The sequence below is a fragment of the Streptomyces sp. NPDC085944 genome, from assembly GCF_040686295.1.
Classification (GTDB): Bacteria; Actinomycetota; Actinomycetes; order Streptomycetales; family Streptomycetaceae; genus Streptomyces; species Streptomyces salinarius.
Genome location: NZ_JBFBJX010000023.1, coordinates 16,173 through 40,607, shown reverse-complemented (window position 1 = coordinate 40,607; position 24,435 = coordinate 16,173). Strand labels below are relative to the sequence as shown.

Annotated in this window: 10 protein-coding genes and 1 pseudogene; 2 read left to right on the top strand and 9 right to left on the bottom strand. The window is 70.5% G+C overall.

Annotated elements, in window-relative coordinates:
- Nucleotides 1–809: 809 nt before the first annotated feature.
- The 3 genes and pseudogenes from AB0P07_RS32545 to AB0P07_RS32535 all read right to left on the bottom strand — a co-directional run.
- A pseudogene (locus AB0P07_RS32545) lies at nt 810–1,517 on the bottom strand (3'-5' exonuclease); the annotation flags it as partial.
- A gap of 856 nt (nt 1,518–2,373) precedes the next feature.
- Nucleotides 2,374–3,471 (bottom strand): MerR family transcriptional regulator, encoded by a 1,098-nt coding sequence (locus AB0P07_RS32540; RefSeq protein WP_365557062.1) that lies wholly within the window; start codon nt 3,469–3,471, stop codon nt 2,374–2,376.
- Between the two features lie 207 nt (nt 3,472–3,678).
- Nucleotides 3,679–5,013 carry an alpha/beta fold hydrolase gene (locus AB0P07_RS32535; protein WP_365556935.1) on the bottom strand — a complete coding sequence of 445 codons (1,335 nt, stop codon included), beginning with the start codon at nt 5,011–5,013 and terminating at the stop codon, nt 3,679–3,681.
- A gap of 67 nt (nt 5,014–5,080) precedes the next feature.
- Between AB0P07_RS32535 and AB0P07_RS32530 the strand changes: the two genes are divergently transcribed.
- Nucleotides 5,081–5,698 (top strand): TetR-like C-terminal domain-containing protein, encoded by a 618-nt coding sequence (locus AB0P07_RS32530; protein WP_365556932.1) that lies wholly within the window; start codon nt 5,081–5,083, stop codon nt 5,696–5,698.
- A 1,725-nt stretch (nt 5,699–7,423) separates the two neighbouring features.
- Here AB0P07_RS32530 and AB0P07_RS32525 read toward each other — a convergent pair.
- The 4 genes from AB0P07_RS32525 to AB0P07_RS32510 form a co-directional block, all read right to left on the bottom strand.
- Nucleotides 7,424–9,697: a UvrD-helicase domain-containing protein gene (locus AB0P07_RS32525; RefSeq protein ID WP_365556931.1), complete on the bottom strand. Its 2,274-nt coding sequence runs from the start codon at nt 9,695–9,697 to the stop codon at nt 7,424–7,426.
- Entirely contained in the window at nt 9,694–16,659 is a 6,966-nt protein-coding gene (locus AB0P07_RS32520; RefSeq protein WP_365556928.1) for a DEAD/DEAH box helicase, read from the bottom strand. The genes AB0P07_RS32525 and AB0P07_RS32520 overlap by 4 nt, the downstream gene beginning before the upstream one ends.
- Before the next feature lie 118 nt (nt 16,660–16,777).
- Nucleotides 16,778–17,299, bottom strand: coding sequence for a hypothetical protein (locus AB0P07_RS32515; RefSeq protein WP_365556925.1), 522 nt, complete (start codon nt 17,297–17,299; stop codon nt 16,778–16,780).
- 113 nt (nt 17,300–17,412) lie between these two features.
- The gene (locus AB0P07_RS32510; RefSeq protein ID WP_365556922.1) at nt 17,413–18,603 is read right to left on the bottom strand and encodes an AAA family ATPase; all 1,191 of its coding nucleotides are present in this window, start codon (nt 18,601–18,603) and stop codon (nt 17,413–17,415) included.
- A 320-nt stretch (nt 18,604–18,923) separates the two neighbouring features.
- On the opposite strand from AB0P07_RS32510, the gene AB0P07_RS32505 reads away from it, so the two are divergent.
- Nucleotides 18,924–19,985, top strand: coding sequence for a beta family protein (locus AB0P07_RS32505; protein WP_365556920.1), 1,062 nt, complete (start codon nt 18,924–18,926; stop codon nt 19,983–19,985).
- 30 nt (nt 19,986–20,015) lie between these two features.
- Here AB0P07_RS32505 and AB0P07_RS32500 read toward each other — a convergent pair whose 3' ends face one another.
- Nucleotides 20,016–23,936, bottom strand: a complete 3,921-nt coding sequence (locus tag AB0P07_RS32500) for an AAA domain-containing protein (RefSeq protein ID WP_365556917.1) — start codon at nt 23,934–23,936, stop codon at nt 20,016–20,018.
- A 6-nt stretch (nt 23,937–23,942) separates the two neighbouring features.
- Nucleotides 23,943–24,374 (bottom strand): hypothetical protein, encoded by a 432-nt coding sequence (locus tag AB0P07_RS32495; RefSeq protein WP_365556915.1) that lies wholly within the window; start codon nt 24,372–24,374, stop codon nt 23,943–23,945.
- Between the last annotated feature and the right edge of the window lie 61 nt (nt 24,375–24,435).

Sequence of the window (24,435 nt, the reverse complement as noted above, 5' to 3'; positions counted from 1 at the left end):
TCCGGTCGGTGAAGCCGGTGTACGCCGGACTCCGTGCGCCGGCGGCGCCGACGATGTGGAGAGCGCCATGACGCGCCACGTCGGCCGCGTGCACGATGCGGGCGGCGATGACATCGTGTGACGGCCTGTGATGCTACCCATGGGACTCCTCTTCTGTGTTCGCGCTGGCGCTGAAGTGCGGAAGGCGGCGATCAGTGGAGGTGTACGGGCGGGCGACGCGTGCTGGTGGACCACGGTCCGGAGTCCAGCCGTGTCGGGGGCGGCTCTTGACCGTCGCTGGAACCGATGTGAGCAATCGCCGCTTGGGACGTCCCGCCGGCCCACTTGACGACTGTTCGATATGTCGTTCAATGTTCGCCAACCTGAACGGAGAGTAGGTTGGGGCTGACGGGGTGTCAATCGCCTGATGCGGCGCCTTACGGTCACATCTTGCGCGGCTCCGAGGCGACGTTCGAATAGGTCGCTCCGGAGTGGAGCGTGAGGAGCTACGAATGCCAACGAAATACGAAGCGAGAGCCGATGATGCGGGAGATAGTCACCGGTTTATCGGCGCTCCCGCCAGGGTGCCACTTCCGAAACCCAACGAAATCGACCTTCCCGCCCGCTGTCCGAAACTGTTCCACGCCAGGAACGGGAGGCTCCGGACCGCTCTGCGGTCGGCTGCGGCGACCGGCTGATCCATCGCTCCGTCGGGACTCCGGCCTGGTGATACGTGGTGGATCCGTGCGCGGTCTGGACATGTGACCGTACGGGCTGCTGGGACACGGCTCTGACGCCCGGACGCCGGGGGCCATGAGGAGGCCCCGCTCTCAGGACGGCGACGCCGATGAGGCCACCCACGAGTCGTCGAGGAACGGGCTGGGCTTTCCGTGCCAGAAGACGTCCACACTGTCGCGGGCCCGTGTCGCCGCCACGAAGAGCAGAGACCGGGCGCGCTGGATCTCGTGCCGGTAACGGACGGGGTCCCTGTCGCGCAGGCTGTTGACGGTCTCGCGTGGCACGAGTCCGTCCGTCACCCCCGCGATGACCATGCGCTGGTACTCGAGCCCTTTGAACCGGAACATCGTGCCGATGTGCACTCCGGTGGAGCCGTTCGGGCCGTCGGAGCGGATCTCCACCGAGTCGATGCCGTGCAGTTTCAGCGTGTAGGCCATCTCGGCCGCCATCTGATTCGTCGGCACGCAGATCGCGATCTGCTCGTGCGGGATGGCCGTGTCCGAGTCGGCGTCCCACTCCTCGATGAGCGCGGCCACGCCTTCCCGCTCGGAAGCCCAGTCCGGGAAGGCGTGCCCGGCCGGAAGCCCTCCACTGAGCACCGACCGGTAGCCTGCCAGCGTTTCCTCGCTGCCGTCGAGGTCGTCGTACGTGGTCTCGCCCAGCACACCGAGGGCGGAACGCAGGATCTGCCGCGTCGTGCGGTAACTGAGGCTCAGCTTCGAGGACCGTCCGCGGATGTTGACACCGAGGCTGCCCAGCGTCACCTGGTTCTTGTAGATGCGCTGGTGGGTGTCTCCGACCCGACTCCAGCACCGACACGATCCGCTGGTAGTCCGGCGCCAGGGCCGACACCGTCATGCCGTCGGTCCGGTGGGGCACCACCGAGCCGGCCACTGAACCCCGATGCGGCTCCTCGACCACGGAAGGCGGCTCGGCCGGCACCTCGGCCACCGTTGCACGGGCATCCACCAGCCGCTGAAGAGCCCGTTCCGCCTCGCCGAGCGCGGCCTGCACCCGCTCGGCCTCCTCCTGCAACCGTGCGACCTCTTCCCGCACCTTCTTCTCCCGGGCTTTCAACAGACCGAGCACCGAGGGCACCAGCCACCTCCCGAGCGACGCGAGCGAACGAACCGTCCGCATCTCTCCTGCCGCCAGCCGGAGTTCATGCCCACCCAGCCCGAACCAAACGATCACGTTCGGAAAGCGGATGGCGTTTGAAGTCTGGCCTGGAGGCGAGTGGCTCCAACAGCGGGAAGAGGCCGGGCGCCTGCAGCCGCCACCGGCGATGGCTGGGACTGTGGCTTCCCCGATAGCTCTGCCGCTCAGGATGTTGCCCGGGACGCCGAGGCGTGCCAGGCAACGTCGTCTTCACCACGCCTCAGGCCAGGACCGGTAGCCCCTGTGTCATGCCGGGGTTTCGGCTGCCCGCCCCTGCGGGGTGCGCAGGGGCGGGCACCGTCGCCCGGAGGGACAGGCCCAGATCGAGGCGGTTGTTCATGTCCAGCTCGAACCGGCCGTACGGAGATCCTGAGCCGCTACCTGTTCAACATCACCGCCAGCGGCCCCAGCCAGGGCCTGCGTCGCTTCCGCGCCCCAGACGCGCCCGAGGACGGTGACGAGGAGGAGTAGCCCGAGTCAGTCCGGACCGGGGCCCATTCAAGCTACGAGCAGGCGGAGGCCGAGGTCTGCCGTTTCGAGGTGGGTGAGGTCGCTGTTACGCTCAGCCCACTGCCCGGAGTCGAGGTCGTCGCGGAGGCTTCGCACCGCCCGCTGCTCGGCATCCGGCCCGACCCTCGTCCACACCGACATCGCACGGCGGACGTGCTCCTCCAGATACGCCTCCGGTCTGCGCCAGTACGCCTCGAACAGGCCGTCAGTGCAGTCCCACGGGATTGGCACCGGCTCAGCGCGGGCGCCGATCGCGTCGGCCATCCCCGCGAGTGAGGGAAATTCTGCGAGGACGGTGGCGAACTCGGGCAGGTAGTCGCGGGTAAGCCAGAACCGGTCCTGCCATCCGGGCTCGTCGGTGTCGAACGTCAGCACCACCACCCGGCGGGCCACGCGCCGCATCTCGCGCAGCCCCGCTATCGGGTCCCCCCAGTGGTGAACAGTCGAGACGGCCATCGCGACGTCGAAGGAGTGGGCCTCGAACGGCAGGCTCTCCGCGGCGGCAGCCACGCACGGCGCCGAGCCGGCAGGCCGCTGACGCCGCATGACCTCCGACGGCTCCACCGCGGTCACCTCGCGATCAGCCGGCTCGTAGGAGCCGGTGCCGGCACCGACATTCAGCACCGTCCGCGCGTCCCCGAGCGCGTCCAAAATCTGCGCGGCGATCCGCGGCTCGGTACGCCGCGTCGCCGTGTAGGCGCCGCCGATCGCGTCGTACAGCCGTGCACCGAGCATCCCCAGTTGCTCCTCCGGAGTCACCTTCAGTCCCCTCGCCCGTGCCTCAAGTTCCCTGTCAATGGCCGCCACCATGGCGTCAGCACGATCACGCCGCTCCAGCAGCAGGCCACGCAGTCGGCGCAGATGCGCGACCGCATCGGCGGACGAGTCGCCGACCAGTTCCGCAACCTCCCGCAACCCAAAGCCCAGCCGCCGGTAGGCCAGCACTTCCCTCAGCCGCTCGACGTCACCCGCCGAATAGGCCCGGTACCCACCTGAGGTCCGAGCCGACGGACGCACGAGCCCGACCTCGTCATAGTGATGCAGCGTGCGGACGCTCACGCCGGCCAGCTCGGCCACGCGCCCCACGGTCCAGTGATCTTCCACGGCACCGACTATGCAGCCTGACGTCACGTGAGGGTCAAGAGCCGCACTCATGACCCGCGAGAGCCGACGCGGAGGCCGTCGCTGCACGCCGCGTCACTTCAGAAGCGGTCGCTTGTGAGACCGCAAAGCCGCTGCGGAAACCGCCGACTTCTCCACGCACCTTGGATGCGATGCCATGGGTCTGCTCGCCTACTTGTGGCCCCGGAGGAAGTCCGGGATGTCGGCTCGGGTCGGGTAGTCGGGCAGCGGTGCGGGCTTGTCTTGGAGGAACGCGGTGATGGCGGCGGCTGCTCGTTGGTCGTTGTCACCCAGGCCGTTCCACATGTGGTGGCCGACGCCGGGCATGTACTGGGTGCGCTGGATGGCGGGGTTGTTCGCGAGGATGGTTGTTTGCCACTGACGGACCTGGGAGGAGCACTCGGCGATCATCAGCATCGCGGGTGTCCGGGAGCGCCTGAGCTGCGGGACCATGGAGGGGGAGTCTTTGATCGTTTGCTGGATGCGGAGGCTGGCGGCGGCGCTGAAGGAGAAGTTCTCCGCAGTGTCCTCGACTGGGATGCGGTGCGAGTCCCGCGCGCAGTAGGCGGACGCGGTATCGCTGCCGAGATCGGCAGCGGTGAAGGCATTGTCGCCCTCCGCCTGCCCTACCAGCCCGTTGTCCGGGCTGAGCAGTCCGAGCCGCATGAGGCCGAACGCGACCGCGTACCGCGGGACGTGCGTGGAGCGCGGTCCGGTCATGGCCGGCGCGATGTCGCGGGCCGACGGCCGACCCTTCTGATCGGCAATCCGGGCGGTGGGGCCGTCCATCGGGCCCGGCTCGGCGATGACCGCCCGGCGCAGGTGGTCGGCGATGGCCGGGTCGGCCAGCGCGCGGGTGAGCACGACCGCACCTGAGGAGAATCCCAGTACGTCGGCGCGGCCCTTGCCGAGTTTGCTGACGAAGGCGCCGAGGTCATGGACGGACCGGGTGATCGAGTACTGGCCCATGGGCAGCAGGTCGCTGCGTCCACCACCGGCCTGTTCGTAGGCGTACACGTCGTAGCCCTGTCCCGCGAGCCGCTGCAGGAAGCGGTGGTCAAGCACCGAGATGCCGCGTACCGGGCCACCGTTGAGGTAGACGAGCGGGACGCGTTGCTGGGGGCCGTTGCCGGTGGGCGGGTAGTGGTAGACCGCGACCCTGCTGCCGGTGGACAGGCGCCAGTGCTCGGCGGTCACGAACGACAGGGCGGGCGGGTAGTGGCGCGTCGTGGGGACGGTGGGGACGCACACCGACAGCGTCAGGGCCGCTGCGACGAGCACCGGCAGGAATGGCACCAGCCGTCCGCGCCAAGAGCGGCGGCGGCCCCGCCACAGCGCCGCAAAGATTGCGATGCCGGCAGTCGCGGACCACGCAACGAATCCCGAGCCCGCGCCGTCGGTGGCAACGATCAGCGCCAGGAAGAGGGCGACGAGCCCCACTACCGCGGCGGTGGCCGCCAGCAGGCGGCCGACAAGGCGCATGGAACGTATGACGGACGGTGGCATGGTGAGCTCCCCGAGTTTTGGAACGCTGTTTTGAAACGATGTTATCAGCCTGGGTAAACTGCTTCCCATGGGAAGGCCGAGAACGAACGACGCCGCCGTCAGAGAACGGCTTGTCGCATGCGCGACCGAGATGTTCGCCACCCGCCCGCAGGAGTCGGTCACAGTCCGTGCGCTGGCCACCGCCGCCGGAACGTCGACGGCGGCGGTGTACACCCTGTTCCAGGGCAAGGACGGACTGATCCGCGAGGTGCGCGCCCAAGCGGTCGACAGCCTGTTCCAGGACCTGACGGCCGTTCCCGGCTCGGAGGCCGCCCTGGAGGATCTGTACGCGTTGGCCGTGGCGTATCGCCATTGGGGACGCGAACACCGCCACCTGTACGCGGTGTTGTTCGGTGGCGCGCAGTCCTTCGTACCGTCGACTTGGGTCGGCGACCGAGACCCGGTGCGACCACTCGTCGCGGCAATCGAGCGTGCCGTGACGGACCAGATCCTCGCGGGCGACACCACACTGATCGCCGTCTCGTTGTGGGTCGCCCTGCACGGGCTAGTGACCCTCGAACTGGCCGGCGGTCTCGACGGCACCGCAGCCGAGACCGCATTCCGGTCAACGATCGATGCCGTACTACGCGGCTGGGCAACCCCCGCCGCCTTCCCTGGCCTTCGACGCCCAGACCCGGCGATGTGAAGCGGTTGCTCCGTAGCCACACGAAGGCGACCGGCAGAGGGCCGAGCCGATAAACACGCGCCCCGGCTGGCACAGAGCGGTTCACGGCTATCGCTGCCAGCCGTATCCACGGCCGCCGATTCACCAAGTGAAACGACGCCTACTGAGGTTTTCGTTAGTTCTGTGGCGTTTTTGGATGGATAGTCGGTTTGGTGTGGGTGAGGAAGGACCACGGGAGCTGTTCGTCGGAGCAGACGCGGTGGATGCCGCGTTCCTGCTTGGACCCGTTCTGAAGGAGTACACCCATGTCGCTGGAATCGTCGTCTCGAACGCAGCCCACCGACGCCTGCCCCTCCCGCCGGACGAGGACGCGCCCCGTCGCGCCGGACAGGGCTTTCAGTGCGGATTGCCTCTCGACAGGGTCCGCGAGACCATCGTGATCCCCCGGAGGATCCTCTTGCCCGAGCAGACGAGCCTGATCGCCCGCATGTGCGATGCCGAGTCAGCCTCGCTCAACCGGGCTCTGGCGAAGCTCGGCGTCCCCGGGGGTGTGTCATCCCTGTTGTCAGCTCCTCCGGACCCTCGTCCGGCCCCCCTCTGGACACCGTGAGGCCGACTTCCGGCGTGGGGAGCCTCAGGAGGACCGAGAAGGAAAGGGCTGCAGGCCCCGCCAACAATTTGATCCAGATGAGCCGCTCACCGTGGGCCGCTCCAGTAACCGGGCCTGGGAGGCACTGCGCAACTCCTGGCCCGGCAAACCAGCTCGTTCCTACTCGTGCATGCGGGGCGCCGTGTGTCGCTGCGGGCACCGCCACGGGGCAGCGCCGCCAGTAGCCAGATTGTTCGCCAGCAAGGCCCGTAGTGGCAAAGCGCTCGAGACGGGACATCGCGACGCTGGATGAATGTCTACTCGCCCCATCACGCCGGGACGGCTGCACCGACGTCCGGCCGAGCCGCACGGATCGCCGCGGCCAACGCATGTAGGTGCGGATCGAACATGGCCCGATACTTCGTGGGCGGCGAATGCATCGACACGAACCGTACTTGCGGGTTGCCGACGGGGACGTGGGACGCCACCGTCACCGCCGCTCCTCGGACGTTGCGAGGTCACTCCGACGATGACTCTCCGTGAAGGATGACGGATGGATGACGGATGCTCGGATATCTCTGACGTGTCGTCAACGATTCAAGATCATCTTGCACGTGTGTTGCACAAGGCGCTGAAAACAACGGTGATCAGTGGAGGATCGTGAAGGTGGGTATCCGCAGGTCAGCTGGCATGTTGTGATGTCGTGCCCCTTGCCTCCAAGGGGCACGACATCGCTCCGATCAGATGTCCCGGGAGAGACCAGCCAGCTCGGTGACCTGTAACGTTGTGAGGGAATCGGTTGCTGACCTGGGTGAATGGTCTTTCAGCTGTTTCCCGCTCGTGCCGGTTGATGAGGCCGAACGTCCCAGAAAAGCCCCAGAGTACCCCCACGGCTGACGGATGCTCTTTCGGTTTTGCTCGACGTAGGACAGCGCGGCGGGCCGGGGCTGTGCGCTGGAGGCCGAGCGTCAACAGTTTGCACGTATCGCCCACTCCGCACGTCATACATATCGACACGGTGCTCGATTTTGTTGGGTGCGTACAGATTTTGGTGCCTGCGGCAAAGGGGTGCCGTGGTGTGGGCATGTGACCGCACGGGCTGCTGGGACACGGCTCTGACGCCGGGACGGCCGGGGGCCCATGAGGAGGCCTCACTCTCAGGATGGCGACGCCGACGAGGCGACCCACGAGTCGTCGAGGAACGGGCTGGGCTTTCCGTGCCAGAAGACGTCCACACTGTCGCGGGCCCGTGTCGCCGCCACGAAGAGCAGGGACCGGGCGCGCTGGATCTCGTGCCGGTAACGGACGGGGTCCCTGTCGCGCAGGCTGTTGACGGTCTCGCGTGGCACAAGTCCGTCCGTCACCCCCGCGATGACCATGCGCTGGTACTCGAGCCCTTTGAACCGGAACATCGTGCCGATGTGCACCCCGGTGGAGCCGTTCGGGCCGTCGGAGCGGATCTCCACCGAGTCGATGCCGTGCAGCTTCAGCGTGTAGGCCATCTCGGCCGCCATCTGATTCGTCGGCACGCAGATCGCGATCTGCTCATGCGGGATGGCCGTGTCCGAGTCGGCGTCCCACTCCTCGATGAGCGCGGCCACGCCTTCCCGCTCGGAAGCCCAGTCCGGGAAGGCGTGCCCGGCCGGAAGCCCTCCACTGAGCACCGACCGGTAGCCTGCCAGCGTTTCCTCGCTGCCGTCGAGGTCGTCGTACGTGGTCTCGCCCAGCACACCGAGGGCGGAACGCAGGATCTGCCGCGTCGTGCGGTAACTGAGGCTCAGCTTCGAGGACCGTCCGCGGATGTTGACACCGAGACTGCCCAGCGTCACCTGGTTCTTGTAGATGCGCTGGTGGGTGTCGCCGACCAGGAACAGGTCGTCGGCGCCGCGAGGGGCCATCGCACGCAGCATCTTCCAGTGGGCGGGGCGCAGATCCTGCGCTTCGTCCACCACGATGTGCCGGTACCGGTGGCGCAGCCAGCCCCCTGAGCCGTCCTGGAGGTGGATGTTGTCGAGGCCGCCCGCCTCCTCCCGCTGCCGGGCGATGTTCTGGATGCGCTGTTCGCGGCCGATCTCCAACCGTGCGGCACGTTCTGCCACCTGGTCCCAGGTCTGCCGCCCGAGTCGGTCCAGCCGTTGGGTGAAGCGCTCGGCGAGCTGCCAGATCTCGGCCCGCTCGGCACGGCCGATGTTCCTGCCGCGTCCGGCGCGCCGGGCCCTGAAGTAGTCGGTGCGGGTGCCGACGGCCTGGCCGAGGATGACCTGCGTCCACTCGTCGTGCAGGAACTCCGCGTCCCAGCCGTCCTCTCCCAACTCGTCCAGCAGCCCGCGCCATTCGCGCACCGCCTGGCTGTCGTCGATGGCCTGCTTGCCGCTGCCCGGCTCCGCCTCGCGGACGATGCGCAGGGCCAGCTGGTCGACGTGGCTCACCTCGACCCGGCTCAGCAGTTCCTCGCCGCCCAGCTCCAGAAGCCGGGCGCGCAGGTCGGCGGCGAGGTTCTTGTTGTACGTGGTGAGGAGAACGGGCTTGTCCCGGCCGGGGGGAAGCTGCCGTACGAGATGCCGTACGCGGTGCAGCGCGACGATGGTCTTGCCGGTGCCGGGGCCGCCGCCCACCCGGGCGGGGCCGTTGTAGCGCCGTTCGACCAGTCGGGCCTGGGTGGGGTGGAGGAAGACCTTCCAACGGCCGAAGTCGCCGCTCTCCAGCGCCTCCTTCAAGGCATCGTCGGTGGTGGTGACGACCGTCGCCGGCCGTTGTGCCGCGGCCTCGAAGTCGTCCGGGTCGACCGGTTCGGTGGCGGCCACCGGCCGGGTCACCTGGTCGAGGACGTCGTCGTACGACGCACCGTCGAACAGGGCGAGGAGCACTTCCCCGGTGAGCTGCGGCGCGTACTCGACGAGGCCCAGCAACTGGACCTCGGTGGCGAGGGTGCGGATGACGGGCAGCAGGGGTTCGGCGACACCGAGGTCCGACAGCTGCTCGTCGGACCAGTCGGCGAGCAGGGGCCGTGCCGGCTCGGGCTGCGCCGGTGTGGACGGTTCGGCGCTCGCCGGGGCTTGTGCGGGCGGGGCGGGGAGGCGGCGCAGGACGCTGTCCTCGACCACCTCCAGGTCCACGTACTCGATGCCGCCGGTGACCTGGTTGACGCCGTACGACAGCCGGTTGTAGACGTCCTTGCGGTGCTTGACGGAGACGATCAGCCAGTCGTCGTCGGCGAGCCGCAGCAGCAGCGCCCGGTACTCGTCGTTGACGCGCGCCGACCAGAGCCTGCTGTCTCCCTTGAGCTGCTGAAGTTTCAGTCCGGTGGTGTGGGGGTTGCTCCGGAACTTGTGCTGGAAGTCGAAGAACGCGCCCTTGACCGTACGGGGGAGTCTGAGGATCTCCTTGTCCGCCTTGTCGAGCAGGCGCAGTGTGACGCCGGAGGTGTTCATCGCTTCGGCTCCCCGTCCCTGATGGTGTCGCTGTCGTGCCGTCGTTCCCTGAGCCGGGCGATCATCGCCGCCCGATCCCATTCGGCGGCGGTGCGGACCGTCCAGCCTGCCGCCGAGAATGCCTTGTCCCGGTCCTGGGCCTCGTAGTCCGGCTCGTTGCCGTCCGCGCGAGGACCGAGGACCACTCCGATCCTGGCAGCGGGCCACGCCAGCTCGGCCTGCCAGCCGTGACCGTCCAGCTCGTAGCCGTCCTGAGGCGAGGGCACCGCGGCGTCGGCCAGTGCGTGGGCCAGCTCCGTGAGTCCCGGCTCCTCCGGGTCGAGGTACTCGATGACCCGGTCCCAGCCGGGGTCCCGCCCCGGTGTGTCGCCGCCGCGTGCCTCGTCCGCGGAGGGTTTCGGCGCGACTGTCTCACCACTGCCGACGGCAGGCACCGCGGGCACCGGGGCGACCCCGACGGGCGCGAGTTCGTCGGTGGGCGAGGGCACCGGCGTACGCGTCGACGTCAGCCAGCCCTCCCCACCGGTCAGGGTGAGGACCTCGGGAGTGAAGCCGTCGAGCATGCTCGTCGTCAGCTGGCCGCTGTCTCCACCGCCGTGCTCCAGGAACTGCAGGACGTTGCTCCAGTACAGCCAGGCACGCCAGCGTCGCTTGTGGGCCGGCTCGTCGGCGAGGGCCGCGGCACCGTCGTCCAGGACGGTGAGTCCCGTCCACGCGGGAGGGGTGCGCCTGCCGTCCGCGGCCAGCACCAGACGGCAACCCGACGCGTCGGGACCGCAGAGCAGCCGTACGGGTCCGGCGCTTCCGGCAGGCATGCCGCCGCGCAGCGCCGACCTGAGCCCCTCGCCGGCCTCTTCGCCGGTGAGCGCGGCGGCTCGGACCCCGTCCGCCCCGCTGAGCCCGGCGGCGGCCGCCTCGGCTCGCCGCCTCCAGCGCTCCGGGTCGGGAGAGCGCAGATAGGCCAGCAGAAGCCGGGCCGGGTTGACCCACACCGTCTCGGAGAGCTCACCGGGCAGGCCCCGGCCCACGCGGTCGTAGTAGTCGCGGGCCCGTTGCTGTCCGGCCGCGCCGTACGGCTCCCACACGGGGTCTGCGGGGCCGGCTCCCGCGTACCCCGTGTCCTTGATCCGCTGCCGCCACTCCTTCACGTCGTGGTAGGTCAGCTGGAACACGCGAAGGCCCTCCGCCCGGAGCCTGGTGCGCTTCATCGCGTCGTCCGCCAGCCGGTTGTGCTCGCGGGTGGCGTGGTACGCGTAGCCGTCGAGGTACAGGGCGACGCGCGGGCCGGGGGTGTCCAGCCGTTCGAGGAGTATGTCGGGCCGGGTGCCGTCCAGGGCCCGCTGCTGGGAGACGCGCCAGCTGACGGTGGCCCCGTCGGGGGCTGTCAGTCGCAGGTCGAGGGCGTACGTACCGGCGGAGGTCGTGTACGTGTCCGCCGCGGCCCTCGACTCGGCCAGTTTCGCCCAGTCCTGGAGAGTGTCGATGAAGAGGATCTCCAGGTCGCTCTCGGCCTGCCGCTGCAGCGGGATGTGACGGGTCGTCGCCACCGGCGAGGTGCGCCAACCGGCACCGTCGGCGCCCAGCAGTTCGTCCAGCATCTGGCGGACCTCGCTCCGGCTGACCTTGTCGTAGTCGGCGGCCGGCACGCGCCGCAGCAGGCACTGGTGGCAGCCGTCGAGCCCCTTCTCGCGGCAGGCGCAGCGCTCGATGACGTCCCGTGCCTTGAGCAGTACGTCCCGGAAGCCGTCGGCGGAGGACAGCCGGTGCAGGTAGCCCGTGCCGCCCGGCAGCCGGTCGTAGACGACGAGGAAGCGCCTCGGCCAGTCCGCGTCCAGGTCGTCCCCGTGGTCGGGCATGGTCGCCTCGGCGATGTCGATGTGGTCGGGATCGCCGCCGTAGCGAGCCGCGATCCCCACGAACAGGGCGGCGGTGAACGACGCGAGCCGCTCCTTGACGCGTGCCACCGAAGCGGGCAGCAGAATGCGCACGGCCTCGGTGGTCAGCTCGTGGGCGAGCAGCAGCGGCACGTCCTGGCCCCTGCCCTGCTGTTCGCCCGCACCGGTGACGGGCCTGCGGACACGGCGGCGCGCACACCACAACTGATGGTGCTGCGCGGCCGGAGTGCTCGCCGCCAGCGACTCGGTGAGGGCGTGCTGCGGCGTGTCCACCACCGGCCGGCCGTCCGCCGTGGCGCCGCCGCACTCGGTGCAGACGTAGAACGGGTTGAGCCGTACGTCCTGGCCGGCCAGCGGCACCGTGCTGCTGCCGTCCTCGCGGTCCAGCCCGAGGTTCAGTGTCCGGATCGTGGCGTGGCGGGTGAAGTCCACGCCGAACACGGCGCTGTCGTGCCGCCAGGAACCGGGCGCCAGACGGTCGGGGTCGATGTCGACGGTGGTGAGGACCGCGTAGCGCCTGTGGTCCCGCTCGTCGCGGTCGTCGCGGACCCGGGCGTCGTCGCGCTTGTCGCGGGACAGGACCCGCCTGGGCCGCAGGACGCGCTGGACGCACCCGGCGTCGGCGATCTCCCGGCCGTGACAGCGCGGGCACGGATCGGTGTTCTGCTCCGCGTTCTGCTCCTCGGTGCGGACATATCCGCAGGCGGGGCAGAGCCGCCACACCGACCAGGCGCGGCGCTCGGGACTGCCGATGTCCAGGGCGCGCACCACGTGACGGTAGCCGTTGACGTAGAAGCTGTTGCCCGGGGCGAGTTCGGTGAGAGCCGGCTTGCGGGACCGTTCGTAGTCCCGCGTCTCACTGCGGTACACCTTGCGGACGGCGCCCTGCTCGGCGGCTTGGGCCCCGGCGGAGTCGTCCTCCTCGCCCGGGGTCTCCGTCCAGTACAGGGTCGCCTCCAGCCGGGTGGTGGTGTCCGTCAGGCTGTAGTTGGGCAGCAGCCCGAGGTCCACCAAGGTGGCGTGGGCGCTCGACTGGCTCAGCTCCCGCAGCAGGTCGCCGGCACCCCGCCGCTCGGCGAGCAGTTCGCGCCGCTCCCGGGCCTGCGACTCGTCGGACTGGGCCAGTTGCTCCGCGGCTTCGTCGATCGCCGCGATCCTGCGGCGCAGCTCCTCGCGCCGCCCCGTCCAGTCCTCCTCGGCTTCCTGCAACGCCCGCGCGATCCCGCTGGTCGCGTACGCCCGGAGTTCCTCCGCCGCGTACGCGGAGACGCCCGCACCGTCAGGACCGCCGGCGTCCCGCACGTCGCTGCCGTCGGGGAACAGGGCCAGGAAGTCCTCCACCAGTGCCGCCCCGTGCGTTCGCGCGGCGTCGGCGAGGTCCTCGCACCACCCGCTGGTGCCGAACAGGGCGGAGGACAGCCGGGGGAGCGGAGCCAGCACCTCGCCGTCGGAGGTCCGCAGCTCGCCGCGGGCCGCCAGGTCCAGCAGCCGCGCCGAGTACTGGCGGCGCAGGATCTCCACCGCAGACAGGTAGCAGCCCGGCGGAAGGATGGTCCCCGCGATCATCTCGCGCGGTTCGTCCAGGTAGTACAGGTCGCGTGCCTTGCGTCCGCCGAAGGTGACGACCAGCGCGTTGCCCGTGCGGCGTCCGGCGCGTCCGGCCCGCTGGACGTAGTTGGCGGGGCCGGCGGGCAGGGAGCCGAGGAGGACGGCGGACAGGTCGCCGATGTCGATGCCGAGTTCCAGCGTCGGGGTGCACGACAGCACGTTGGGGTCGGTGTAGTGCGTACCCGCCTTGAACGCCCTTTCCACGCGCTCCCGTTCGGGGCGGCTGAGCATGCCCGTGTGCTCGGCGGTCACCACGCGGAACGTGCCGCCCGTCAGGTAGAGGCGGCGGTAGTAGTCGCGGGTGTAGTCCCGCTCAGGTACGAGGGGGCCCGATCCGAACCGGGACACCTCGGCGTCGGCCGCGGACCGGTCGGTGTGGGGCGCGGTCAGCCGGCCCTTGCACCGGTAGCGGGGGCACGGATGCCCGTACCAGCGGGTCCGGCGCTCGGGCGTCACGACCTGCTGCCAGCGGCAGTCCTCGCAGGCGACGAAGGCCTTGTTGACGACGGCGTCGTCGAGCAGCCGCACCTCGATGTGGCCCGGCTGCAGCCCGTAGACCCGGGTCTGCCGGTCCCGGGCGGTCCGCACCGAGAGGGCGCCCGCGTCGGCGAGAGCGGGCAGCAGTCTGCGCAGGTATTCGGTGGCCCCGGCCGCGTCCAGGTCGAGGCATCTGCGGGTCCAGTCCTGGTACCACCCCAGGCGTCCGGTGAGGGAGTCGAACTCGGTCCTGTCCTTCTGCCCGTCCAGCAGGAACCTCGGCGGGGCGACCCCTTCGGGGAAGGCGGGCATGCCGTCCGGCCTGCGTCCGGAGATGAGGTAGCGGTCGGCGCCGGCTTCCTTGATCCACGTGTCGAGCCACCGGTGCCGCACCGCGCCACGCAGCCGCAACCGCTCCAGCAGCCCCCGGACGTACGCGAGATACCGCTCGGGCGTGGGTAGTCCGCCGACCGCCAGCAGCTGGCCGGGCAGCGACAGGTGCAGGTCCCGCGCCAGGTCCGTGACCCGCTCCGGGTCCGTCACGGCGACCTCGGCGGCGGCGGTCCGGGTCAGCTCCAGGGTCCGGCCCATGCGGCTGCGCAGCCCGAACTCCATCACCGTCGCGAACGCGAGCCGTTCTCCGATCAGCCGCCAGGTCCGCGCGTCGCCGGTGCCGCGGCCGGACAGCAGCCGGTCGACGCCCGGCTCGTCATGCAGGTCGGGGGGAACGACGGCGGCCAGCGCCTCCGGGTCGTCCACCGAGTCCAGGACGTGGCCGATCAGGTCGTTCAGCGCGGTCGGCGCGCCGGACTCGTCCAGGTTGTGGGCGAGCAGTGAGCGCAGCGAGAACTTGTACGAGGCGTTGGCGACGTATCCCGCCCGGTGTGCCGCGTCCTGCGTGGAGTCGTTGAACAGCAGCGTCTTGCGTTCCTCAGGGACGAGCGCGATGTCACCGCCGGTGAACAGCTGGGTGACCGTCGCGGAGGCGAGGGCCGCCCGGGCCGTGCCGAGGAAACGGATGCTGTTGTCGGTGTGGCAGGCCGGGCAGCGGTCGTCCTTGGCGGCCCGGTCGGCGGCCTTCTTGTCGAGCACCGCCAGCGCGAACCAGGCGTCGACGAGATCTCCGTCGTCGTCCCCGGCGGCCGGCAGTCGGTAGGTGCCCTGCCCGCCGTCCAGCACCACCACCGACAACGGGTCGACGCCACCGTCCGAGGGCCGTGCACCGGTCAGCGCGTCGAGGGCCTGCCGTCGCTCGCGGGCGGTGGCGGAGATGAAGTAGCGCAGGCGCCGCTTGTCCCGGCCCACCCCGGCCCGCCAGATCCGGTCCTGGGCCGTCACCAGCTGCTGCGGGTCGGCTTCCGGGGACAGGGCGGCCCACCCCGATCGCCCGCAGTTGCGGCAGTACACGGCGGGCAGGTGCACCTGGGCCGGGCGCGGTGCGGTGTCGGCGCCCGGCAGCGGCGTGCCACTCGCCGACGACGGATAGCCGCCGGACGAGGCGTCCGGGTCCTCGTCACCGGGCGGCGCGGCGTTGAGAGCGGCCCGGCGGGCAGCCGTGCGGTCGTCCTCGTACCAGCGGAACTCGGGGGTGCGGCCCACCCCGCGCAGCACCCGGGTCACGGGCCGCACCCACAGGTGCGCCTCGATGTGCAGCAGGGGTCGGGGCCGGCGCTCGTCGGAGTCCGGGTCGCGGGCGGCCGACAGCAGCGCCACGAACCGGGACAGCGCCTGGAGTACGAGTTTCGGGTTCTCCCGCGCCGTGCGGCCCCAGGAGTAGCCGAACCGGGCGAGCCGATCCCGCAGCGACCACTCGTCCACCGGATCACCGCTGAGCAGCGACAGCGCACCGTGGGTGAAGTCGTGCCGTTTCAGCAGCCGCCCGACGCGGAACGCGTTCAGGCCGGAGCGGCCCAGCATCCGGGTGGCGAGCGCGTCCAGGTCCAGCAGGTCGGGGCGGGCCTCCACGTCCGGTCCGCCGGACACCGCCACGACCTCCTGGGGGCTCGGCGGTTCCGGCAGTTCGTAGTCGACGGCGCCGGTGAACTCGTCGGCGGTCATCCGCTCCTCGCCGATGACGGCGTCCGCGGGGAACGGCATGCCGAACACCCGAGCCGCGACGTCGAGGATGCCCCCGCTCTCCTCGGCCTCTTCGCCCGGCGCACCCTCACCCAGCGTCGCCGAGGTCGCCACCGGGCAGATCGACCCCAGAGGCCTGCCGGGCCGGGACGCGCCGGTGGCGGCGGCCAGCCGGCGCAGCAGCATCGCCACGTCGGTGCCCTGGGCGCCGTCGTACGTGTGGAACTCGTCCAGGACGACGTACGCGGGCTCGGCGCCGTCCCACAGGCTGCGGTCCTCGCCCCGCTGCAACAGCAGGTCGAGCATCTTGTAGTTGGTGATCAGCACGTCGGGCGGCGAGACGCGCATCTCCTCGCGTCGCGTCATCACCCGCCGGAAGTCGGTGTCGGGTCGGTCGCCGATGTACAGGCCCGCCGTGACCTGGGCGAGCTCCGGCCGTGCCAGGTACTCCCCGATACGCCCGGCCTGGTCGGTGGCGAGCGCGTTCATCGGGTACAACAGCACGGCCTTGATCCCGGCCCGCCCCTCGGCCTTCTGCCGCCGGCAGTGGTCCAGTACGGGGATCAGGAAGGACTCGGTCTTGCCGGACCCGGTGCCGGTGGTCACCAGCGTCGGCCGGGCGGGCCCGTGCAGCGTGGAGAGCCGCGCCCACGCCTTGGCCTGGTGCCGCCACGGGGCGAACCCCGGAAAACCGGCCGACCACTCCAGCTCCCGCTGCCAGCCGTCGTCGGCGAGGTGGAACGGCGTCCTGATCCGCAGGTAGGGCCCGCGGAAGATACCGGTCTCGGGATGCCCGAGGAAGCGTTCGAGCGCGCCGCGGGTGTCTTCGTCGGCGAGGGCGTACGTCGTCGTGAGGTACTGCGTCAAACTGCCGCGGAGCTGCGCGGCGGCCATGGTGGGCTTCACGACGGTCCCCCTTGCGATGCCGGTGCCCTGGTGATCGATACCACCGTATAGGGGATGAGTGACAGCCCCGGTCGGTGAGGGACCGGGGCCCTGATCCCTTCAGGGGAGTGGCCGTTTCCTACCTGTTCTTCCAGGAGGCCAGCTGGTCCGCGAAGTCTCTGAAGGACCTGTTGTTGCCGGGCGGACGTGCGCTGACCTGGCGCAGTTTCACGGCCTCCTCCATGATCCTCGGGGAGTCGGATTCCCGGTACGGAGGCTTGCCGAGGTGCTTCTTCAGGTGCTCTTTGGGGTTCGCCAGCCTGGTGAGGTCCTTACGGCGATCCTCCTGCCGCATGGACCAGCCGCGTCTCACCTTCGGAAACGCGTCCGGGAAGAGCATCAGCCAGGACTCCATCTCGACGGCGGACAGAGCCAGTGCGCTGCGGCAGGGCAGGGTCTTGCGCAGCTGGGTCGTGATTCTTTCCCGCACCTGGTCGTACATCTTGTCCGAGACCTCATCCAGGTCGGCGTGGACGACGAAGCCGACAAGCTCCGCGTCGCACCCAGCCGCCATGCGCAGGGCACTGTCGCGCAGTGTCTCGACGCGCGGGCTGAGCTGGAGCAGCGCGGGCGCCAGCTTGATCCTGTCGTTGATCGCCACGACTTTGGGGCACCTGGGGTGGAGGGCGGGTATCAGGTGCTGGAGGACTTCGCGGTCGTTCCTGCTCTCACCGGCGACGACGATGACCGACCGTCGCCCACGCGGGGCGGGGCTCACAGTGCCCCTCCCACCGAACCCGAGAACCAGATGTTGCCCAGGGGTTCGTACTCGGCCGCCTCGACCACTCGACGGGTGTCGGAGGCCTTACGCGCGGGAATCACGGAAGCGCCGCTGGGCCGACGTTCGCAGGGCACGAACTCCTCGGGTTCCAACTCGTTGACGAAGACCGGGGAGTGCGTGGTGACCAGGTACTGGCTCCGCTCGCTCGCCTCTCGGAGGCGTTCGGCCATGAGGCTCAGCGCGTGCGGGTGGATCCCGTGATCGATCTCCTCGATGCAGGTGAGCAGCGGGGGATTCGGGTCATGGAAGATCGCTAGCATGCACAGGATGCGTACGGTGCCCCAGGACGCCTCCGTCAGACGGGTGCGACCCCGCAGTCCCTCCTCCTCCAACTCCACCGCCGTTCGGTGGGAGGCGAAGTCGGGAGGCGTCACCAGGTGGATGTCGCGGATCTGCGGCACCACCTTCCGGACGTCCTCGAGCAGGAATTCCCAGGCGTCTCCGTCCTCCTGGAGTCCTCTCAGGAAGTCGGCGAGGTTTGCCGCGTTGCTCGCCAGGAAGCGGCCCGATTCACTGATGCCGTACGGCTTACGGGCTTCTCGTACGTCCGGGTCGAACACCCGGATCTGAGACAGATGGCGCCTGACGTTCTCCATGGCGTGTGCCGACGGGAGGCCCTCGGGCAGCGCCTGGCCCCCGTGCAGGGCGGATGCCATCGGCCCGACACTGGCAGGTCCCCAGGCCCGCTCCGCTTCCACGGGACTGTCGAGGGTCAGGGAGCCACTGGTCAGCTCGACAGACGTCTCTGCGCCGTCCACCGGATGCTGGGTGAACCGTTCCTGACGGTACGTCGTGTACTGCGGCCTTCCACGGTCCGTCGAAGCCAGCCGACGCCGAGAGATGCTCAGTTCGTAGCGGTCCGGGGTCTCCTCCGAGGCGAAGTCGGACCAGACGCCCTCGACGCCGACCGAGATCCGTGACACCGGCTTCGCACCGCCGCGGAACGCCAGAGCCTCGAATCCGCCGCGTTCCCCGAAGGCCGGCTCGATCCCCCTCCGGGTCACGTCCCCAAGGAACTCCAACGCGTGTAACACATTCGACTTGCCCGCCGCGTTGGGCCCGACCATGACGGTCAAAGGCCCGAGCGGCAGCCTCGTGTCGGTCAGGGTGCGGAAGTTGCGCACCGTGAGACCGAGTATGCGGTGGTTCAAGCCTCGCGCCCATCGTGGAACGGCCGGACGACGACGACCCGGCATCGAACTGGTCGGCGCACGGCGGACGGTCCCTGAGTCAGGCCTGAGTGCTGCTCAGTTCCCCCCGTGAGTCGTCCACTTGGTACGTCCGACCACCGAGCATCACGAAGCGTACAACTTGCCTCACACCGTCACCAGGTACTTGCGCACTTCAGCCATCCGGACCGAAAGGGCTCTCTTTCCCACGGCGTGAGGGTCGCGGACCCTGACGGGAAGGGAAAGCGCGCGGGCAGTGCCGGGGGGGAGCCGCGATGTCCGAACCGCTCTACGTTCCCGTACTGCCGGTCCGCCAGCATGCCCGGATGGCTTACGAGCGCCTCCGGCCCGACATCCAGGCGGCGGTCGCGCCCCTCTGGAATCTTCCGCCCTCTCCAGGGGCGACCCCGGCGCAGCTCAGGAAGGCCCACTGGCAGAAGGAACTGCGCCGGGTGAGAGGCGTGCACCGACGCCATCCGGGCTGGATCGACGCCCCGTTCGCCGAGGCCGCGCAGGCATCCGCACTCGCCGAGATCCTGGCAGAGTGCAGCGCGCTCAACCACCTGCTCCGCCCGGTGACCGGTCCGGAGCGGGGCGAGGTCCAGCAGACGGCCGCGCTGGAGACCGCCCGCCGCTGCGGCTGCGGGGTCGGTGTCCGGGTCCGCATGCCGGGGGAGTGGGACGGAGCCGTCGCCGAGGCCGTCGGGGCCCTGATGGGCCGGGTCGACCGGGAGGTGCCCGTCGATCTGCTGCTGGACCTCGGCGCCGTCCTGCCCGGTCGCCCCGACGCGGGAAAGGAGGCGCTGCGCGCTCTGGACGCCCTCGTGGCGCTGGTCGGCGACTGGCGGACCGTCGCCGTACTCGGCGGGGCGTTCCCGCAGGTCAACGACGACATGATGCCGTTCGGCGAGCCGCACGAGGAGCCCCGCGCCGACTGGGACGCGTGGCACGAGATACGGGCCGCCCGCCGGGATCGCCTCTCGCGGCTGAGATATGGCGACTACGGAGTGCAGCCTCCCGCAGCCCTGGCCACGGAACCGGGTAACGGAGGCCCGCCCTGGGGCGTCCTCCGCTACACCACCGACCGCTCGTTCGTGCTGTGCAAGGTGCTGAACGGAGGGCCGGACCGTACGGCGGGCATCCGAAGAGCCGCCCGCCGGATCCGTGACCTGCCGGACTTTCGCACAGCGGTCGCGAGCGCCGGGGAGACATGGTTCCGCGACTGCGCCGAGGGGCCCACGACGGACAGCGAGGGCACCGGCACGCACACCCAATGGCTCTGGGCAGGCGGCGTCCAGCACATGACACACGTCGTCCGGTCCCTGCCCGGCACCTGAACCGGCCCCTGTGCAAGGGCCGCTCCTGTTTCAGTCGAACACCGGCGCCAGGAGCTCCTCGCCCGCCAGGACGCGCCACGCGGGAATCCGGACCACGCGGCCCACCGGGCACGTCTTCGCCCCGTGGCCCCCGGACGGGAGCCCGGTCAGGAGGTCGCCCCGCGCGTGGGTCAGCCGCAGGTGCCGTGCCGGGTCGGTACCGGGTGACGGGCCGAGGTCGATCAGGACCGCCGTGTTCTGCCCGGCCTCGGTGAACAGCAGGTCCACCGGGTGGCCGCCGACCACTGCCGCCCGCTCCAGGTCGGTGATCCTGCGCTCGACGAGGTACTGCTGGAGCCGGTCGGCGAGTTCCTCGCGGAACCCGGTCGCCGGTGTGGCCGCCACCACCGGCCCCTCGGCCTCGTCGGTGTCCGCACCCAGGAGCGCCGAGCGGTCCGCGAGCAGGGTCGGCAGTCCGCTCTGTCCCTGCCAGAATGCGTGTGCGCCCACGGTGATCAGCTGGGACTTCGCCCGGGTCACCGCCACGTTCCACAGGTTGACCTGGCTCGCGACCCAATGGGTCCTCCTCGGCGGGGTGTTGTGCGTGGCCACGGGGCTCAGCACCATCACGTCGCGCTGCCCGCCCTGGAAGGCGTGCACGGTGCCGACCCGGACGCGGTCGTCGTCGCGCCACACCCGCGCCAAGGCCTCCTTCTGTGCCCGGAAGGGCGTGACCACACCCACGGTGGCGTCCTGCGGCAGCCGCTCCAGCAGTTCGTCCACCACCCGTCGTACCGCCTCCGCCTCCGCCCGGTTGCGCCAGGACCGCCCGTTGCCACCCAGCGCCGACTCGCCGCGCGGCACGTCGACCCAGCCCAGCGCGGGTGCCGGATCGGCCGCTCCCGCCGGGTCGACGGCCGGGACCTGTCGCCGTACGTCGGTGAGCACCTGCAACTGGCCCGCGTAGCAGTAGCCGTTGACGATGTCGGCGATCCGCGGGTGGCACCGGTAGTGCTCGTCGAGGAGCAGCGCGGAGTCACCGTGCTGTTCGGCCGCGTGGTACGAGGAGTAGACGTGGTAGGTGAGCCGGTGGTGTTCCAGCTGCGCCGCGCTCAGCCCGGCCCGGACTCGCGCCCGCTGTTCCTGCTGGGGTGACACGCCGGGGATGTGCCCCAGCTGCATCGGATCGCCGATGATCAGCGCCCTTCGGGCCCGGAACAGCAGTGGAAGCACCGACGGGATGGAGCACTGGCTCGCCTCGTCGATGACGACGAGGTCGAACAGCTTCGGGGTCAGTTCCAGCTGCCGCACCGAGTGCGTGCTGACGGCCCACCCCTTGATGTGCGCCATGAGGTTCTTCTGGCTGCGCTGGAACCCCGAGCGGCTCCGCAGTGCCTGGAGCCGCTGCTGCATGAGGGCCCGCCCTCGCGTCAGCGCCTCGGCGGACAGCGCCCGCGACAGCTCCGCCGACAGTTCGGAGAGCGTGCCCGCCGCCTCCAGCCGTGACCGTCGCAGCCCGTCCTCGTCCCATCCCGTCTGCCGGGGGACGAGCGCCCGCACCTCCGCTTCCACGGCCACGGTGTCCGCCAGCGACTCCAGCAACTCAGCCGGCACCGGCCGCCCGGTCGCCCACTCCGGCCACGACGGCAGGTCCGGCAGGTCCGGCACGCCCGGCCGGTCCTCTTCCGCGCCGGCGGTCGCCGCCGCGACGAGCGCGGCCAGCGCCCGTCCCCGACGCCACGGGCCGAACAGCCACCAGGGGGCACCGGCCACCTTCCGCGCCCGGTCCTCCCAGCGCCCCAGAGCGACCGAACCGTCCTCGCCCGCCGCCGCCCACACCCGTTCGAGGAGCGGCAGCGGCAGTTCCAGCGCTTCCGCCCGTTCTGCCCGGTCCCGGAGCAGCTCCAGCAGGCGACCCTCCTCGCCGACGTGTCGCGCAGCCTGTGCCCGCAGCCCCTCGGCGGTCTTGCGCGCGCTGCGCAACTGCCCGCCCACGGTGACCGAACCGCGTCGCGGCGCCTGGACGGGCTCGCCCAGCAGCCCTTCCAGCTTGGCCGCCTCCCGCACCAGTGCCTCGGCGTTGCCCGTCCGCATCAGCAGCCCGGGAGCGATGTCGTCGCAGCGTTCGGCGACGACATCGACGGCCTTGTTGTTCGTCGAGGCGACCAGCACGGACTGCCCGGCGGCGACACAGGTGGTGACGACGGCGGTGACGACCTCGCTCTTGCCCGTGCCGGGCGGCCCGGTCGCCACCGTCAGGGGCCGCGTCATCGCCGAGGAGATGACCGACTCCTGGCTCTCGTTGCACGGCCCCGGAGCCACCACGGCGACGGAGGCGCCCCGCGCACCGCCCTCGCCGCCGCTCAGCAGGGCGTCCAGGGCGGTGCCGGGGATCTGCCCGGTCCGGGCCGACATCTGCAGCAGGTTGTCCACCAGAGCCTCGGTGGCCTTGGCCTCCACGCCCGAGGGGACCAGCAGGGCGGCCGCGTTGTGCGCGCCGGGCCGCAGCGCCTGCATCACCGTCCGCTCGCTGAGCGCGGACGGATCGAGCGGCTCCAGCTCCGGGAGCCCCAGCGTCTCCAGCAACTCCCGTACGGCGCGCAGCATCTGCGCGTCGTTGCCCTCCTGCCAGGACGGCTGCCAGTGTGCGATGAGGTCGGCCGCGTCGCCCGCGTCGAGCAGTTCCGAGACGACACCCGTGTGCAGGGAGGGAACGCCACTGGGCCGGAGCACGTCCCGGCCCTCTTCGTCCGGGGCCAGTTCCATCTGCTGGATGAGCAGCGGCGCCAGCTCCACCGTCGTACGGCGTCCCCGGGCCCCGCCGTCGCGTACGGGCAGGGTGATCGCGGGATAGCCGTACCAGTACTCCTGTTGCGCCCCCGTGTCACCGCCGCTCGCACCGGCCGACCCGCCCTGCGGCTTCGGCAAGGTCCCGGGGGCGGGAAAGACGGCACCCCGCCCGGACTGGATGGTCTCCTCGCCCTGGCCCAGCAGGAAGTACTTCGAGCCGCGTCCGCTGTCCCGGTCGGGCCGCATGCCGGACGCGGACTGAGCGGTGAGGCACTGCGCGTAGTACCGCAGCAGCCGCTCCCAGTCGACGCCGTCCCGCGCGTCCAGCGCGGCCAGTTCCCGGGCCTTCAGCAGGGCGGGGGACCTCCGAGCCGCCTCGGCCGCGTCGCGCGGCAGCGTCGGGAGGTGCACCGGGCGGGCCACCGACCGGGCGAAGGGCAGCTGGTTCGTGGCCCTGATCGTGGACTTGGTGGGGCGCTGCTCCTCCGGCACGCCGTCGCGCCTCATCTGCGCGGTCAGGTACTCGAAGAGGTCGTCCGGCGTGATCCAACCGCCCTCCTTGATCCGCCCGTTGCGTAGTCCCTCCACGATCTCCCCGGTGAACCGGGACGTACCGAGGCTTGATCCCTCCGGCGCCATCGCGGACGCGGACTGGAGGGCGTCGGACGCGGTGATGAAGTAGACGCCCGTCGGCCGCAGCAGTGTGCTCGGCGCGGGCCGCGCGGGCTCCTCCGTAGGCCCTTTGGCGGTCCATCCCTGGACGACGGAGCCGCTGGAGCAGCAGTCCAGCAGCACCAGTTTCGAGGCCGCCCGGCACGACTGGAGCATCCGCTCCAGGAACTCCGCCGGGACCGCCGTACCCGGCAGGTCGTCCGGGTCGGTGTCCCGGGTCAGGAAGTACAGCTGGTTGTCGTCCTCGCAGAACTCGCCGTGCCCGCTGAAGTACAGCAGGGCCGTCTCGCTGGGCTGCCGCGCGTTCAGGTACGTCTCGACGGCGTGCAGCATCTCCGCGCGGGTCGGCTCGGCGACCATCGCGCAGTCGTTGTACATGCCGATCTCGGTGTTCTCCAGCACGGCCCGCATGTAGTGCAGATCGGCGCGCACGGGCGGCAGGTCCGGGTACGCGTCACTGTCGTACGCGGACACGCCCACGAGCATGGCGAACCGGTCGTTGTCGGTCATCCGCGCTCAGCCCGCCGCAGGGCTGTCGTCGGACCCGTCGAGCTCCGTGCGGCGGGGTGCCTCACCGCCGCCCGCGAGGAACCGTTCGATCCGCTCGTCGTCCTCGCGGGCCTCCTTCCCGGTGATGTGCAGGGTCGCCCCGTCTGGCCGCTTCACGACGATCGTCCGCTGCGGCACCCGTGCCAGCCAGATCTGCACCCCGGCGGCGACCAGCGACCCGGCGCTGATCAGCACGCCGATGGTGTCGGCCGTGAGCCCGCCTTTCAGTGACACGTCGGCCGGCGCGCCCGTGTCCCGTCGGGGAACGTCCAGCGCCGCCTCGGGGTCGGCGTCGGCTACCTGGGCGAGCAGCTCCCGTGCTTCCTTGCGCGCCCGCAACGGGTCCTCGTCGACGATGGAGATCCGGAACCCGGTCCGTTCCTCGGGCGTGGTGGTCACAGCGCGTCCCCTCGATCTGCGGTGTGCCTGGTGGAGGCGTGAGCGGACGACGATAGTCGGC

Coding starts and splice junctions, on each gene's coding strand:
- AB0P07_RS32535 (WP_365556935.1), bottom strand. CDS start 5,013: ATGCCACCGTCCGTCATACGTTCCATGCGCCTTGTCGGCCGCCTGCTG.
- AB0P07_RS32530 (WP_365556932.1), top strand. CDS start 5,081: ATGGGAAGGCCGAGAACGAACGACGCCGCCGTCAGAGAACGGCTTGTC.
- AB0P07_RS32525 (WP_365556931.1), bottom strand. CDS start 9,697: ATGAACACCTCCGGCGTCACACTGCGCCTGCTCGACAAGGCGGACAAG.
- AB0P07_RS32505 (WP_365556920.1), top strand. CDS start 18,924: ATGTCCGAACCGCTCTACGTTCCCGTACTGCCGGTCCGCCAGCATGCC.
- AB0P07_RS32500 (WP_365556917.1), bottom strand. CDS start 23,936: ATGACCGACAACGACCGGTTCGCCATGCTCGTGGGCGTGTCCGCGTAC.